The organism is Bacteroides faecichinchillae JCM 17102 (genome assembly GCF_000614145.1).
GTDB classification, from domain to species: Bacteria; Bacteroidota; Bacteroidia; order Bacteroidales; family Bacteroidaceae; genus Bacteroides; species Bacteroides faecichinchillae.
Genome location: NZ_BAKK01000019.1, coordinates 44784 through 61874 on the forward strand (window position 1 = coordinate 44784; position 17091 = coordinate 61874).

Annotated in this window: 11 protein-coding genes and 1 pseudogene; 9 read left to right on the forward strand and 3 right to left on the reverse strand. The window is 40.1% G+C overall.

Features of this window, described 5'->3' with window-relative positions:
* Positions 1-94: 94 nt before the first annotated feature.
* The 3 genes and pseudogenes from JCM17102_RS11130 to JCM17102_RS27285 all read right to left on the reverse strand — a co-directional run bounded on the left by JCM17102_RS11130 (position 95) and on the right by JCM17102_RS27285 (position 5137).
* Positions 95-1279: a M24 family metallopeptidase gene (locus tag JCM17102_RS11130; protein WP_025075167.1), complete on the reverse strand. Its 1185-nt coding sequence runs from the start codon at positions 1277-1279 to the stop codon at positions 95-97.
* Positions 1280-1470: 191 nt separating this feature from the next.
* Complete coding sequence (gene gdhA / locus JCM17102_RS11135; RefSeq protein WP_025075168.1) at positions 1471-2808, reverse strand: NADP-specific glutamate dehydrogenase; 1338 nt, start codon at positions 2806-2808, stop codon at positions 1471-1473.
* Between the two features lie 218 nt (positions 2809-3026).
* Positions 3027-5137, reverse strand: a pseudogene (locus tag JCM17102_RS27285) (prolyl oligopeptidase family serine peptidase).
* Between the two features lie 363 nt (positions 5138-5500).
* Between JCM17102_RS27285 and JCM17102_RS11145 the strand changes: the two are divergent.
* From JCM17102_RS11145 to JCM17102_RS27295, 9 genes are all read left to right on the forward strand, one after another.
* The gene (locus tag JCM17102_RS11145; RefSeq protein ID WP_025075169.1) at positions 5501-8476 is read left to right on the forward strand and encodes a PEP/pyruvate-binding domain-containing protein; all 2976 of its coding nucleotides are present in this window, start codon (positions 5501-5503) and stop codon (positions 8474-8476) included.
* A gap of 261 nt (positions 8477-8737) precedes the next feature.
* Positions 8738-9562 carry a DUF4493 domain-containing protein gene (locus tag JCM17102_RS11150; protein WP_025075170.1) on the forward strand — a complete coding sequence of 275 codons (825 nt, stop codon included), beginning with the start codon at positions 8738-8740 and terminating at the stop codon, positions 9560-9562.
* Positions 9563-9573: 11 nt separating this feature from the next.
* The gene (locus tag JCM17102_RS11155; RefSeq protein ID WP_025075171.1) at positions 9574-10893 is read left to right on the forward strand and encodes a DUF4493 domain-containing protein; all 1320 of its coding nucleotides are present in this window, start codon (positions 9574-9576) and stop codon (positions 10891-10893) included.
* Between the two features lie 17 nt (positions 10894-10910).
* Entirely contained in the window at positions 10911-12581 is a 1671-nt protein-coding gene (locus JCM17102_RS11160; protein WP_025075172.1) for a DUF4493 domain-containing protein, read from the forward strand.
* A gap of 8 nt (positions 12582-12589) precedes the next feature.
* Complete coding sequence (locus JCM17102_RS11165; protein ID WP_025075173.1) at positions 12590-13321, forward strand: hypothetical protein; 732 nt, start codon at positions 12590-12592, stop codon at positions 13319-13321.
* Positions 13322-13338: 17 nt separating this feature from the next.
* Positions 13339-13875, forward strand: a complete 537-nt coding sequence (locus JCM17102_RS31640; protein WP_245798544.1) for a hypothetical protein — start codon at positions 13339-13341, stop codon at positions 13873-13875.
* A gap of 39 nt (positions 13876-13914) precedes the next feature.
* On the forward strand, positions 13915-14952 hold the full coding sequence (locus JCM17102_RS31645; RefSeq protein ID WP_245798542.1) for a PCMD domain-containing protein: 1038 nt from the start codon (positions 13915-13917) through the stop codon (positions 14950-14952).
* Positions 14945-15694, forward strand: a complete 750-nt coding sequence (locus JCM17102_RS31650; RefSeq protein WP_275564386.1) for a DUF4493 domain-containing protein — start codon at positions 14945-14947, stop codon at positions 15692-15694. Before JCM17102_RS31645 ends, JCM17102_RS31650 begins: the two co-directional genes overlap by 8 nt.
* Positions 15691-17091 carry a hypothetical protein gene (locus JCM17102_RS27295; RefSeq protein ID WP_275564387.1) on the forward strand — a complete coding sequence of 467 codons (1401 nt, stop codon included), beginning with the start codon at positions 15691-15693 and terminating at the stop codon, positions 17089-17091. The genes JCM17102_RS31650 and JCM17102_RS27295 overlap by 4 nt, the downstream gene beginning before the upstream one ends.

Consider the following 17091-nt stretch of genomic DNA (forward strand, 5'->3'; position numbering starts at 1 on the left):
TATCTATATAATATTCACTTCCGGAATACTGTTTTGCAACAGTTTCTTTTTAAGTATTCCTTTTTGTAATTGTAACCCGAATGGGGTCTGATTTTTATTCTTCCTGTTTGTAAAAGGCTTCCAAATCGATAATTTCTTCGTTACAGTTTGTCAGCTTTTCTATTCCTTCATTGGTTACTACCCATGTGTTTTCTATTCCGACAGGTCCTACACTCGGAATAACGATTTTAGGTTCCAGGGCAAACACCATCCCCGTTTCTAATTCCTGTTTCATGCGTAGAGCCAAAACGGGGACCTCGTTGATTTCTAACCCGATACCATGGCCGATGAATTTAGCTTGTTGGTTAGTTCCCATGAATTTATCCGCGAATCCAGCTTTCGTTGCTATCTCGACAGCCGTATTATAGAGATTTTCGCAGGCTATGCCCGGACGTGCAATTGAGCTAATCTTTTCTTGAATCTCTAAACAAACTTGATGTGCTGCATAAGCTTCCTCAGATAGTTTGCCAATGGAAAATACGCGGCTCATGTCACCCATGTAGCCGTTAAAGTTTCCTCCTAAGTCTACCATGACACTTTGCCCTTCTTTTAATGGAGTCTTGTTGGCACCGCCCGGGAGAGCCGGATCAAGACCTTGTCCACCTAATGCAAAGTCGTAAGGTGATGGATAACCGGCATTGTCACTTGTCAGTACACTGCCCATGAAGATTTCCATGCTACGGCCGAAGACGCGAAAAATGCCCAGATTTCCTTGCAGACGCATCAGACGTTCTATTTCAATAGAAAACTCGATATCGGTCATTCCGGGACGGTATACACTTGGTATCTGTTCGTAAGCTTTGCTATGAGCCATTCCGGAACGGCGTATCATTTCTATTTCGATGGAGGTCTTTATGCTACGAGCTTGGCGAATGAGTGGGGTTCCGTTTACTACTTCTGTGTCTGGGAATAAGCCAGCTAAACGTACATATTCCGTATAAGGAAGTTCATCACCTTCCAGCATTAATTTAGTTGGCACTGGCAGTCCTTGTTCTTTCAATAACTCAGTAATCTGTTCCGGTTTACGGATAAAGAAGGAGTGCTCTCCTGTAATGTTGTTCGGGCGTTTGAAAAAGAGTAGTGCCGGTGAGTGGAGGGGTAAATAAAGATATCCGCTAACTACACATCCATAGGTATAAATCAAATTAGCATTGCAAGTGATAAGCGCAGCTTCAATACCTTGTTGCGCCATTAAACTGCGAATTTTGTCGCGGCGGAGTTTTAATTCAGGTTGTAGCATAGAATTATTTTCAATTTATTGTTTTCTATTTTGATCTTTACAGATATTAGATATAACACCTGTGAGAGTACAAAGGTAATTATTTCAACTGAAAATAATATGAATTTCAAAAAAATAGCGCTACCCGCGTCCTATCACAGGGGACGAGCAGCGCAAACCACAAATACAAATACAACTAAACAAAGTCTTTTTTAAATAACGCCTTGTCCCATCATTGCGTGAGCTACTTTCATAAAACCGGCTATATTAGCACCCTTTACGTAATTAATATACCCGTCGGGTTCTGTGCCGTATTTCACGCATTGTGCATGGATACCGTGCATGATAGCATGGAGTTTTTCATCCACCTCGGCTGCACTCCAGCTTAGGTGCATGGCATTTTGAGACATTTCCAGACCGGAGGTAGCAACACCACCTGCATTGACTGCCTTACCCGGAGCATACATCGTTTTATGTTCAATGAACAAATCAATTGCTTCCGGAGTACAACCCATGTTGGAAATTTCTCCGACACAAAGTACGTTGTTTTTTATCAGATTTTGTGCATCTTCTCCATTTAATTCATTTTGAGTTGCACAAGGTAATGCAATATCGGCTTTTACCTCCCATGGACGCTTACCTTCAACGAAGGTAGCATTCGGATATTTCTCTGCATATGGTGCAACGATATCATTGCCGGAAGCGCGTAATTCGAGCATATAGTCAATCTTCTCGCCACTGATACCATCCGGGTCATAAATGTATCCGTCCGGACCGGAGATGGTGATCACTTTTGCACCCAGTTCGGTAGCTTTCGTTGCGGCTCCCCAGGCTACGTTGCCGAAACCGGAAATGGCTACTGTTTTATCTTTTATATCGATTCCTTTGGCTTGCAACATTTGATTGACAAAGTATAATCCACCGAAACCGGTAGCTTCTGGCCGTATTAATGAGCCACCGAATTCTAATCCTTTTCCGGTGAATGTTCCAGTGAATTCACGAGTCAGCTTTTTGTACATACCGAACATATAACCGACTTCACGTCCTCCAACACCGATATCACCGGCAGGTACATCCATATCCGGACCCAGATGACGCCACAATTCCAGCATGAAGGCTTGGCAGAAACGCATCACTTCAGCATTGCTCTTTCCGCGCGGGGAGAAGTCTGAACCACCTTTACCGCCACCCATAGGCAGAGTAGTCAACGCATTCTTGAAAGTCTGTTCGAAACCCAGGAACTTCAGGATGGAGAGGTTTACGGAAGCGTGGAAGCGAATACCGCCTTTGTACGGTCCAATTGCATTATTAAATTGTACACGATAACCGAGGTTTGTTTGTACCTCACCTCTATCGTCTACCCAAGTCACGCGGAAAGTGAAAATACGGTCAGGTTCCACCAATCTTTCTATGATCTTGGCCTTCTCAAATTCAGGATGTTGATTGTAGATATCTTCAATGGAAAGAAGCACTTCTTTTACTGCTTGAAGATACTCTGATTCACCGGGATGTTTGGCCTCCAGAGAGGACATGATTTTTTGAATGTTCATAATAGTATGCTTTAAAAAGGTTATTCTGATAAAATGTAAACTGTGTATACTGCAAATATAGGAATTTTTTTCAATCATGGTTCATTCTATCCCTATATTTTGATTAAATAATGATAAAATGATAGTATTTTCGGTGGAAAATCATCAACCTCATCAACTATTGAGTGAAAAATAGTTGATGAGGCTTGATATGGTTTACAGATAGAAAGCTTTCTTCTTTAGAAGTTCGGACTCATACCTAAGTTATACATTATAAAGCCGTAGATATCTGCTTGTTCTTCCAGTACTTTTGCCATTGGTTTGCCGGCTCCGTGACCGGCTTTGCTGTCAATACGGATGAGCGTTGGATTGGTTCCGTCATTATCGGCTTGCAGAGTAGCGGCAAACTTAAAGGAATGGGCAGGAACAACACGATCATCGTGATCGGCAGTAGTAACTAGGGTGGCGGGATATTTTGTTCCCGGTTTCAGGTTGTGTAGCGGAGAGTACCCTTTCAGGTATTCAAACATTTCTTTACTCTCTTCACTTGTACCGTAATCGCTTGCCCAATTCCATCCGATTGTGAATTTATGGTAGCGAAGCATATCCATAACGCCTACCTGTGGAATGGCTACGCGGAACAGGTCAGGACGTTGTGTCATACAAGCTCCAACCAGCAATCCGCCGTTAGAGCCACCTACGATGGCGATTTTATCTTTATTGGTATATTTTTGGTCAATGAGGTATTCGGCGGCAGAGATAAAGTCATCAAACACATTCTGTTTTTGCATTTTGGTTCCTGCTACGTGCCAGTCTTCTCCGTACTCACTTCCACCACGTAGATTGACTTGTGCGTAGATACCTCCATTTTCGAGGAATGGAATGCGCATCGCACTGAAGCTTGGGTTGAGGCTGATTCCAAATCCTCCGTATCCATAAAGGAACACCGGATTTTTACCGTCTTTCTTTAATCCTTTCTTATAAGTAAGGAACATCGGAATTTTTACACCGTCTTTGCTCGGGAAGAAGATCTGTTCTGTAATGAAATCATCCGAGTTGAACTGTACTTGGGGAGCGCGGTAGAGTTCATAGGTATTTGTGTCCATATTGTATTTATAGGTCGCCCCGGGATGGTAAACGAAGTAAAGCCGAAAAAGCATTCTTTATCGTCTTTGTTTCCACTGAATCCTACCGAACCGAGTGAGGGTAATTCAATTTCTTGCAATTGCTTACCGTCAAGATCGTAAACATAAGCATGGTTGGAGGCATCTTTATCATAGGTAAGGAACAGTTTGCCACCAATTACTTCGGCTCCTGATAAAACGGCTTCTGATTCCGGGACAAGTTCTTTCCAGTTCTCCAGTTCCGGTTGGTTGATGTCGGCCACCATGATTCGGTTTTTCGGTGCACCGTAGTTAGTGTAAATGTACATCTTGTCGCCGATTACTTCGATAGGAGAATATTGATAGTCGAAATCAGTGGTCAATGGTATAAAGGGAGAATTCGGTTTATTCAGATCACGCATGAATAAGTTGTTTCCTCTGCCGGCCCCGGATTCAAAGAGGAAGAGAACTTGTTCATCCTCGCTTACACTGGCACTGTAAAAACGCTTGGGGTAAGATGGATTTTGGTAGATGAGTCGGTCTTTTGACTGTGGCTCACCGATCTTATGATAATAAATCTTGTGGTTTTCATTGACGTTGGAAAACTCTTTTCCTTTTGTAGGAGCGTCGTAGGCACTATAATAGAAACCGTCTCCCTGCCAGGAAGCACCGGAGAACTTGGCCCATTCGATGTGGTCTTCAAGTAATTTTCCTGTTTCTGTGTCCATTACATAGATTTCCGACCAGTCTGAACCACTACGTGAGATACTGTAGGCAGTGTATTTGCCATCGTGTGAAAAGTATAGGCCTGTGAGGGCAACAGTTCCGTCTTCCGATAATTTGTTTGGATCAAGGAAAACACGCGGTTCACTATTCAGCGAGTCTTGTACATAGAACACATTTTGATTCTGCAATCCGTCATTCTTGCTGAAATAATATTTGCCATGTTTTTTAATAGGGGCGCTGATCTTTTCATAGTCAGCCAGTGCGGTGAGTCGTTTCAGCAGATTCTCACGAAAGGGAATCTGATTCAGGTATTCGTTGGTCACTTTGTTTTGGGCTTCTACCCAAACAGTAGTAGCGGCACTGGTATCGTTTTCTAGCCAACGATAAGGATCAGGAACGGGTGTACCAAAGTACACATCTACTGTGTCTACTTTTGCTGTTTCAGGGTAAACAAGCTTTTTCTGTTGGGGGGTGCATGACATAACCATGATTCCACTCATTAATAAAATTACTTTTTTCATTTGAATAAAGTCTGTTCGAAATATAACTTGAAGTTACAAATCTACGCAATATATAGAACACAGTCAAATAAATGGTGAAGATAAAAAGTGGAAGAGGGGTACAAAAACTATCCGGGAGATGTAAGAGAGTTGTTCGGAAGAAGTATAAGAGTTGTATAAAAGATATATATGAAGTGAAGTAGAAGATGTAGAACTTTCAGTCTAATCATCCGGAAAGAATATGATCACCTTTTCATCTCTTGGTGTGCAACTGAGGTTTGTAACGCAGGATTTCCTAAAAGAAATGAATGACAACTGTTATAGTATGAATTAATTTCGCTAATTTTGTGGATAGTTTATGTACTAAATAGACAGAAGACCTTTATGCTCAGTAAATATAAATTAAATCAACTTTATTTCAAAGATACGCAATTTGCCAATCTGATGACCCGGCGGATTTTTAATGTGCTGTTAATAGCAAATCCATATGACGCGTTTATGCTGGAGGATGATGGGCGTATTGACGAGAAGATTTTTAATGAATATACCTCTTTGTCTCTTCGTTATCCACCTCGTTTTTCTCAGGTTTCTACTGAAGAGGAGGCTTTGGCGCAGTTGGGAAATATGCCGTTCGACCTTGTGATTTGTATGCCGAGTACAGGAGATAATGATAGTTTCGACATTGGTCGCCATATTAAGGAGAAATATGAGCATATTCCGATAGTCATCCTGACTCCTTTCAGTCATGGTATAACGAAACGTATTATTAATGAAGACTTGAGCGCTTTTGAATATGTATTCTGTTGGTTGGGTAATACTGATTTGTTAGTCTCCATCATTAAGTTGATAGAGGACAAAATGAATCTCGAACATGATGTGCAAGAGGTCGGTGTACAGTTAATCCTTCTGGTAGAAGATGGAATCCGTTTCTATTCTTCCATATTGCCTAATCTTTATAAGTTCGTGTTGAAGCAGAGCCAGGAGTTTTCTACGGAAGCACTGAATGCCCACCAGCGTACCCTTCGTATGCGTGGACGTCCTAAAATCGTGTTGGCGCGTACTTATGAGGAAGCAATGGCCATTTATCGGAAATATCAAAATAATATATTAGGTGTCATCACTGATGTACGTTTCCCAAAAATAGAACGGGGAGAGAAAGATAGTCTGGCAGGTATTAAGCTTTGTGCCGAAATACGAAAAAACGATCCGTTTGTACCTTTGATTATTCAGTCTTCAGAATCGGAAAACTTATCGTATGCAACTAAGTATGGAGCCAGCTTTATCGACAAAAACTCGAAAAAGATGGATGTCGATTTGCGCCGTATTGTTTCAGATAACTTTGGTTTCGGTGATTTCGTTTTCCGTAATCCGGAGACAGGAGAGGAGATTGCCCGCGTACGGAACTTGAAGGAACTCCAAAATATTCTGTTTGCTGTACCTGCGGAGTCATTTTTATACCATATCAGTCGTAATCACGTTTCCCGTTGGTTTTATTCGCGGGCTATGTTTCCTGTGGCGGAGTTTCTTAAGCCGATCACCTGGAGTAGCCTTCAGGATGTAGATGCTCACCGAAAGATCATCTTCGAAGCCATTGTGAAATATCGTAAGATGAAGAATCAGGGAGTGGTGGCCGTCTTCAAACGCGACCGCTTTGACCGTTATTCAAACTTTGCCCGTATCGGTGACGGTTCGCTGGGAGGAAAAGGACGTGGCTTGGCTTTTATCGATAATATGGTGAAACGTCATCCTGAGTTTGAGGAGTTTGAGAATGCGTCTATTGCTATTCCGAAAACGGTGGTTTTGTGTACGGATGTGTTCGATGAATTTATGGATACGAACAATCTGTATCAGATAGCTTTGTCGGATGCAGATGATGATCTGATCTTGAAATATTTTTTGAAGGCAAAGTTGCCAGACCGTTTGGTAGAGGACTTTTTTACTTTCTTTGATGTGGTGAAATCTCCCATAGCCATTCGTTCTTCTTCTTTGTTGGAAGATTCGCATTATCAACCTTTTGCCGGGATATATAGTACGTATATGATTCCTTATTTGGATGATAAGTATGAAATGCTCCGTATGCTTTCCGATGCGATTAAAGGAGTATATGCTTCTGTGTATTTCCGGGACAGTAAAGCCTATATGCAAGCCACGTCAAATGTAATCGATCAGGAAAAGATGGCGGTTATCTTGCAGGAGGTGGTAGGAAATCAGTATGGGGACCGTTACTATCCTTCCATGTCGGGAGTGGCACGTTCGTTGAATTACTATCCGTTGGGTGACGAGAAAGCGGAAGAAGGTATTGTAAATCTGGCTTTAGGACTTGGCAAATATATTGTGGATGGAGGAATGACTCTTCGTTTCTCTCCTTATCATCCGAATCAGGTGCTTCAGACGAGTGAAATGGAAATTGCTCTTAAAGAGACTCAGACCCGTTTCTATGCGTTGGATTTGAAGAATGTCGGTCAGGACTTCTCAATAGACGATGGCTTTAATTTGCTGAAACTTCATGTGAAAGAGGCTGAAAATGATGGTTCGTTACGTTACATTGCTTCTACCTATGATCCATATGACCAGATTATTCGTGACGGTCTGTATCCGGGTGGACGTAAAGTGATTACTTTTGCAAATATTCTGCAACACGACGTTTTCCCATTAGCGCGTATTCTGCAACTTGTGTTGAAATATAGTGAACAGGAAATGCGTCGTCCGGTTGAAATTGAATTTGCTGCTACTTTGAGTCGCGACCAGGATAAAACAGGAACTTTCTATTTGCTGCAAATTCGTCCGATTGTGGACAGCAAAGAGATGTTGGATGAAGATCTGTCTTTGATTTCAGATGAAGAAGTGATTCTCCGTTCTGACAATTCATTAGGTCATGGTATTATGAATGAGATTTATGATATTGTTTATGTCAAGACGGATGGGTATAGCGCTTCTAACAATCAGGCGATTGCATGGGAAATTGAGAAGATGAATCAGAATTTTCTGAATGAAGGAAGAAATTATGTGTTGGTTGGTCCGGGACGCTGGGGAAGCAGTGATACATGGCTGGGCATTCCTGTGAAGTGGCCTCACATCTCTGCTGCTCGCGTGATTGTGGAAGCCGGATTAACGAACTACCGGATAGATCCAAGTCAGGGAACACATTTCTTCCAGAATCTGACTTCATTTGGTGTCGGTTATTTCACAATTAATGCTTTTATGAATGATGGGGTCTATAATCAGGACTTCCTGAACGGACTTCCTGCTGTGGAAGAGACGAAGTTTCTCCGTCATGTACGCTTCGAAAAACCTATTGTCGTCAAGATGGATGGCAAGAAAAAATTGGGAATAGTATTGATGCCGGGAGAGGATAAGTAGGTTCTAATTTTAATACCAGTAATGACAAAAAAGTTCTGTTTTTCATATGAAAGACAGAATTTTTTGTTATTATCATTATAGATGGTCTATTTTTAATATCTTAAAAACTATTTATGGCCTTATTTTCAGATTTTGAGGAATAAAAGGTGAAGGCTTATTTATTAAATATTGAAAACTATTATATTTGCCTGAGTTTTGTATAAAATATTAGTGGTTAAGTTATATAGTGTATAACTTTATATTAAATAATGAGAGGTTATTATGAAGAAAAGTTTTATTTTATGCTTCACGTTTTTCTCTTCTTTGTTTTTTATCGCTTGTGAAAGTAGTGAGGGGAACGATGCTTCAGCAGCAAAGGGAAAAATGATGATTGACTTAAATTCTGACGTGTCATATGCTTCAAAAGGGAGTAAGGCACGAGCTATGGATCTGACCCCGTATAAAAATGTAGCGAATTATACGGTGGAGTTGAAAGACGCTTCGGGAAATGTTCTTCAGTCAAAACTTTATTCCGAAATGGAATTGACTCAGGAAGTGACTCCCGGTACTTATACAGTACGTGCGTATTATGGTGAAAACGTAAATGCCGGATATGATAAGCTGTATATGGAAGGTGCACAAACCATTACGGTAGTGAAAGGAGATAATAAAACTGTTTCTTTTGCTTGTACTCCGGCAAATGTTAAAGTGAATCTGAAATATTCTGATGACTTCTACACATTCTATTCTGATTGTACGGTGGGATTGAAAACCCAATATCTGACGGAAGCTTTTGAGATGTCGCAGGCTGATGTAGATAAAGATTTGTTTTTGAAGGCAGTCGGTAACGAAAATCTTTCTTTGACTTTTGCTTTGAAGGATAAAAATGGTATTACCGTTACGCCTGCTAATTTCGGTGCTCAGACTGTGACCATCAAACCACGTGATTTTCTGACTATTACAGTAAAACCTAAATTGATAGATATTGAGGGTGGAAAAATCAGTGGTATCACTGTAACAATAGATAATGGAGTGCAAGAGGAGAATATAGATGTTACTCTACCAGATGAGTTTATGTCGGGCGAGGATATCACTGTTAATAATTAAAAGATTGCAGCATGAAACAAATTACCTATATATTGACGGGAATTAGTCTCGTGATTGGATTGAGCGCTTGTGAAATGCGCGATGAATTGAAAGGGAAAAATGCATTGAATGATAATGAAGGGTTAGTAAGTCTGGATTTATTGGCTCAGGACTATTCTAATATCATAACTTCTCGTGGAGCTTTTCCTGACGAGGAAGTGAATGTGGAAAATTATACGGTTCAAATTGTTAATGCATCTACTGACGGTGTGGTAAAAGAGACTTCCTATGGCGATTTAAGAGCAGAGGGAGGTTCAGTGAAGCTGACTGCCGGGAAGTATCGTGTGAGGGCTTACAATTATAATGGTGAAAATGTAGGTGCCTCGGAACGTCCGTATTTTAAAGGACAGACTGATTTTCAGATATTGCCGGGAAAGACAACAACGGTTAATACTACTTGTCGTTTAAGTTGTGTGGAGGTGAATCTGATTCTGGCTAAGAGTTTCGAAGAATACTTCAAAGATGATTATACGATCACCATTACGAACGGTGGTGCGGGCAACTACGTTTTTAAAAAGGAGAACGTGGGTAAGAAAATCTATTTTAATGTACCGGAAAATGCATCTAGCATATTGATGAGTGTGAAAGCGACTACTTCTACAGATGGTACGGATATTGCACAGTCTTATACAATTACTAAACCGGAGAACTCTGAAAATAGTAGCAAGTTGGAAAACGGGGACTCGTTTAAAGTGACAATCAATCCGGGAGATAATCCGGTCATTGATCCTGTGACGAAGATAAATCTGGGGATTACCGTTGATTTAACTTGGACTGAGACCGGAACGACTGTGGAGATTCCAACGGAAAATATTGTATTTAATCCCGGAGGAGATTCAGAAGGAGGAGATACAAATAAAGGAGAAATGAATGTTGTCGGCTTAGATAAAACATATTCATTTGTAGCTTTGTCAGAAGATGTTCCTACTGTAAAAGTTGATTTCTCGGTTCCTAATGGAATTAAGAAGCTGTTGGTAAGGATTAATTCTGATAACGAGGGCTTTATGAGGACTTTAGAAGTCTTTGGCTTAGGTGGTGAATTCGATTTGGCCAATCCGGGTGATTTACTGGGAGTATTGTCCGGCTCTTTGGAGACACAGGAAGGAATAGGATTAATTGATGCTAATGACCCTATCAAAGATAAAACAAGTTATTCGTTTGATGTTACTTCTTTTATGTCCTTATTGGGATTGTACGGTGCAAGTGAGAATACTTTTACTATTACTGTATCTGATGGTATCAATTCGGATATCCAAGGTGATTTGAAAGTGAATGTAACAGCGCAAGAATAACCTAAACTATAATCATAATGAGACGATTTATTTTTAGCACATTTACTTTGTGCTTGTTAGCTATTATGATAGCTTGTCAGGATGAGACTTCTTTGAGTGATGGTTACGGTTATCTTCAGGTTTCTTCTGTGGGATTAGATAAAAATGTAATACCACAGGCAAGAGCTGTAGAGAAGATGGGACTGGACATTTTGCAAGAGGGAACAGTAGTGAAGCACGTAGATGACTGGACGCTATTACAAAGTGAAAGTCTGTTGCTTCCTGTAGGCAATTATTTTTTGCGGGCATATTCAATGGATAAGGATTCCACGCAGCAAGGATTTGAGGTTGCACCCTATTATCTCGGTGAAACACTTGTGAAGATAGAGAAAGACATTTCTCGCTCGGTGGAAATTGTTTGTTCTATGGTTCAAAGCATGGTAGCTGTCAGCTATTCACAAAACTTTAAAAATGCTTTCTCTTCATATGACTGTGTGGTTTCCAATGAATATGGAAGCATAGATTTTACATCTCAGGAAACACGTCCTGCTTATTGTCGTACTGGGAAATCTTTGAATGCTGTTTTGAAAGTGATAAATACCGATGGAAATTCCTTTACTTTTAATAAAGTGATAACAGAAAAGGCTGAAAAACGTTATTATTATAAGGTTAAGTACGATGTTACTAATGAAGGTAATGGTAGCTTTAATTTTACAGTAGATGAAACGACTCATGAGTATGAGGTAAATATAACTGTTCCTATGACATCTGATGCCGATCCGAATTTAAAGGTGACAGGTTCAAACGCATTTGGTAAGTTTGCTTATATGTATGGGGCTTCCACTTTGACCGGAGAAACTGAACCTATTGTTTTTCAGTATAAAAAATCATCAGAAGGAGTTTGGAAAAGTGTAAGTACAACAGTAGAGAACGGAGTATATAGCGCGAAAACTGAAGAATTGGAATTCGGAACGAGCTATGTTTATCGCCTTGCTTGTGGTACAAAGGTAGGAGCTACCGATATGTTCACTACCGAGGTGTATCAGGAAATACCGAATTTAAACTTTGATACCTGGTCGCAAAGTGGAAAGAACTATTTTGCAAACGCAGATGCCAGTGACTCATATTGGGCTACGGGCAATACCGGTGTTACTTCTTTCTTGGCAGGTTCTAAAGATCCAATTACTGTTTTTGTAGAAGGAGATGATGCTTATTCGGGTAAAGCCGCCAAATTGAGAACGATAACAGGGGTTACTTTAGTAAAATCTGCTGCTGGTAATTTATTTATCGGAAGTTATAAAACGAATATGTCTAATCCTTCTGCCAGTGTTACGTTCGGCCGTCCTTATACGGGAGCTCGTCCTGTTTCACTTTCAGGATATTATAAGTATAGTCCGCAGCCTATTAACGAAGGTTCCAAGCCGGGTACATTGACTACCGATGAATGCAATATTTATGTAAAACTGTGGGATGCTTCCGGTAACCAGATTGGTTTTGGAGAGTTTGTCGGAACAGAGACAGTTACATCTTATACGAGATTTTCTTTTGATATTACCTATACGGATATGACGGCAAAACCGGCAACGATTACAATTGTTGCAACGTCAAGTCATTATGGTGGAGATTTTAGCGGCTCTGCTGTTGTAGGGCAGGTTGGAAATGGTAGTACACTCTGGATAGATGAGTTTGAGTTGTCATACTATAAATAATTAACTGAATGAAGAAAAGATATGTCATCTTTTTCATTTCCCTATTGTGCGTGGCAACCGTCTGCGCACAACGGGGATTTGACCGTAAAATAAAATCCTCTCTTTTTGTTCCTAAAGGCACTTGGATGGGTGGCTGCTCCTTTTCCTATTCTGAGCAAACAAATGACAATTACAAGTTCTTAGTTCTGGATAATGTCAAAGCAAGCGGATATAATTTCAAAGTCAGCCCGTATGCTGGATATTTCTTTGCTGATAATATGGCGGCAGGAGCACGACTCAATTATTCACGCTCTTACATTGACATCGGCAATCTCGATTTGGATCTGGGAGACGATCTTACCTTTGATATAAAAGATTATAAATATTTGGAACATACTGTCTATGCTTCCGGATTTCTGCGTACCTATATGGGGTTGGGAAACAGCAAAATTTTCGGCTTCTTCAATGAACTTCGTTTGTCATATGGTTATGGACAAGGGAAAAACACTTCCGGAGTAGAGAATGATCTGACAGGTACATATCAGTATATACATCGCTTGCAGTTGGGCTCTGCCCCCGGATTAACAGCTTTTGTAACAAATAATATAGCAGTAGAAGTTTCCATCGGTCTTGTTGGACTTGATTTTAAATGGATAAACCAGAAAACCAATCAGGTAGAGAGTGGATATCGCAGGAATAGTTCTGCGAATTTTAAGATTGATATATTTTCGCTGAATATCGGAATGTGTTTTTATCTTTAATTCAAATGAGGAAAAAAATGAGAATACATATTTGGGGCATCGGTTTACTAGCTTTTCTATTGGGAGCTTGTATTGAAAATGATATTCCTTATCCCTATATTCCGGGTGAAATTCAAGAGTTTGAAATAGAAGGGCAGACTGAGGATACAAAGATTGATGCAACCAAACGTACCGTTGTACTTACTGTGGACGAGTTGGTGGAACTGGAAGAATTGAAAGTCACAAAGTTGGTGGCTAATTCTGAAGCAAAAATTCTTCCGGATGAAGCTGTTTGCGCTTCTGCCAAGCAGTTTCCTGATTTTAGTTTTACCTCTTTGAGTGATTTGCCCAGTAATGCCAATACAAAGATAAACTTCACGAATCCGGTTAAGATTCTATTACGTACTTATCAGGATTATCCGTGGACTGTTACGGTCAATCAAGTGATTAACCGTACTATAAATGTAGAAAATCAGGTAGGACAGCCAGTTATAGATGAACTGAACCATATTGTCTTGATCTATGTGTCAGCTTCTCAATCGCTGAAAGATGTGAAGATTAACGCATTGGAATAAGGAGGACGCAATGGGAGATTAGTGCCTGACCCAAGCGGTGTGAAGGATTTCAGACGTCCGCAACAGTTTGCTGTTTATCGCGGAGAAAAATATCTTGGTTTGTGGACTGTGGATGTTGTCCAAACTGAGACTACTTCTTCTGTTGGAGAGGTGGAGATCTGGGCGAAAAAAGCAATTGTGAGCGGTGGAGTGAAAGCTGGGAGTACGCCTATCATTGAATATAAGAAAGCGTTGGATAGCAGTTGGAGTCAGTTAGACGCATCTGCTGTAAATATGTTAAGTGCTACTTCCTTTAAAGCAACGATTGCAGGTTTGGAGGACGGTACGGTTTATCAGTGGCGCATTTTAGTAGATGGTGCTGCCGGCAGTGTGGCATCTTTTACTACAGAGAAGATAACAGTGGTTCCCAATCTAAACTTCGATACTTGGATACAGAGTGGAAAGAACTGGTTTGCAAATTCGATTGCTGATGATTATGAAGCTGCCGGAGCCTATTGGGCTACGGGAAATGAGGGTGTTACTTCTTCTTTGGCTGGTGGCAATGATCCTATTACTGTTCCGGTAGAAGGAAGTGACGCTTACAAAGGAAAAGCTGCCCGTTTACGTAGTATTACCGGAGTTACCTTGGTTGGTGCTGCAGCAGGTAATCTATTTATTGGGAAGTATAAAACGAATATGATGAAACCTTCTGCCAGTGTCACTTTTGGACGGCCTTATACGGGTGCGCGTCCCACAAAGATGACGGGATATTATAAGTATAAGCCTGAACCGATAAATAATGGAGGAAGCATTCCGGGTACTTTGACCAAAGACCAATGCCATATATATATAAAATTATGGGATACTGCGGGCAATGAATTTGCTTATGGGGAGTTTGTTGGTTCGGTAGAAGTAACATCATATACTAAATTTACAATTGATATTGATTATAAGAATTTGAATGCTCGTCCTGCTGCCATGACTATTGTAGCTACATCCAGTCGTTACGGTGGAGAATTTGAAGGAGCTAAAGTCGTTGGGCAAGTTGGGCACGGCAGTACTCTTTATGTAGATGAATTTGAATTGTTATATGAATAGAAGAATAAGGATAAAAGCTTTACATATAAGTTGTTTAGTCATTTTGTTTTTCGTGATTTCATGTCAGAGGGAGGAATTGATTTCTGAAAGCGGAAATCTGTCTATTACTCTAACGGATGGAGAAGCAGCTCTAAAAGTTCGTTCTTTACCGGATTTATCAGTTGAGACGGCAGGGCAATTTATTATTAAGATGCAAAATCTCGAGAAAGATAAAGTTGTTTTTGATAATACTCTTTCTGCTTTTAACGTTTCTGCACCTCATTTGTTTATGGCGGGGCAGTATGAAGTGGTAGCTTCGTATGGGACAAATCCGGAACTTGCATTGGATGCTCCTTATTATACGTCGAAAACGATTGCGTTTGATATAGAATCCGGTAAGACGAAGGAATTGACGATTCCTTGTTTTGTTGGCAATTCTTTAGCTTCTTTCAAATTTGGAAATCAGGATAAACTTGAGAAAGTTTTGAGGGATTATTATATAGAATTAGTGGTAGGTGACCAATCTGTGGTTTGGCATCCGGGTGATATAGAGAATCCTTATTTCAAGGCAGGTTCCACGGTTGAACTTTATTTGAAAGGAACGTGGATAGAGAATAATAAAGGGTATAGCAAGAACTTTGCTGTAATCATGCCGGCGCAGAAAGGTAAAAACTATGTGTATACGCTCAATATAGATACATCCAATATGACAGGTGTGATTTTTGATTTACAGATTGAACCTCTGTTGAAACGGTTACGGTGAATGAAACTGTCCCCCAAGAGTGGTTACCAAAGCCTAAAGTAGAAGCAATCGGATTTGATGATTCTAATACATTGACATATGTAGAAACGGCTGATGCAGCTACAGCTAAAATTGCCTATAAAGCTGTACGTCCGGTAGAAGATGTTGAGTTTACTTTGAATTTTGAAGATGAGAAGCTTTCTTCACTGAATAAAACGTATTTATTGTCTACGCTTACAATAGACGAACGTACTTCATTGGAAGCTGTGAATATTATTTTGCCAACTTTGAATATGGTAGAGGGTGTATTGGATTTATCTGCAATGACTGCTAACTTACTGGCAAAGAATGAAGGCGATGTAAATAACCTAATTGGTGTAAAGGTAAAGGCCAACGGAAGATGGAGTGAAGAAAAAACGTATACAATAAGGACTTTAAAACCTGAGTTTGCAGTATCAGTTTATCCGGGCAATATCTGGACTAAAGAATTAACGGCTAATCCACTTATGGCAACCGATATAAAAACAGGAAATATTGATAAAATTGTAACTGACGTTCAATATCAATTTAGTACAGATGGTAATTCATGGATTCCTTTGCTTTCAGATTTGCGTAAAGAGGGACTTGCTTCCGGAACAACATACTATGTACGGGCTTTGTATCGTGATGAATTAACTAGTGGTGTTACAGAGGTAAGGACATATGAGGCTCTTACTATACCCAATGCTTCTTTGGATGATGGGTATGATACTACCAATCCTAAAAGTAAAAATCCGCTTTATACATTTCAGGGTGGATGGATTGGAACCAGAAATCCATTGACTTGTCATACTAACGGTGTGAATGCTTTTTATGTTTCAAAATCGAGTACTCTTCCTATTTCTGATAATGGAAGTACGGTAGCACACATGATGACAATAGGGTGGGGAGCCGGAAACTCTTGTAGTTTTGGGAACAAAAGTGGTAGTATCATAAATAACATTTCAGCTGGTATTGTTTGTGTGGGAGAATATAGCGCTTCTGAAGATTCTGTTTATGGTAAAGCGGCATATATCCGTCCTACCAGTCTATCTTTTGTATATAAAGCCTCTCCCTACAATGGAGATGAATATCAGGTAGAGGCTTATTTGGAGAATATAACTGATGGTAAGGTTGTAGTGATAGGAAAAGCCTTTCTGAAATCCGGCATTGCTTATTCTTCTTATCAAACAGAAACTCTGTCTTTTGATTATGATCCGACTCAGGAACGTTTACCTATCTCTCATTTGAGAATAATATTTAAAGCGGGAACGAAAGAAGATAAGGATCATTTGGAAGATAAGTTTACTAAGGAAGGAAGTGGATCTGTCTATTCTAACTATTATATCAGAGGTAGCCAATTTTGGCTCGATTCTTTTGAATTGCATTACGATAAATAA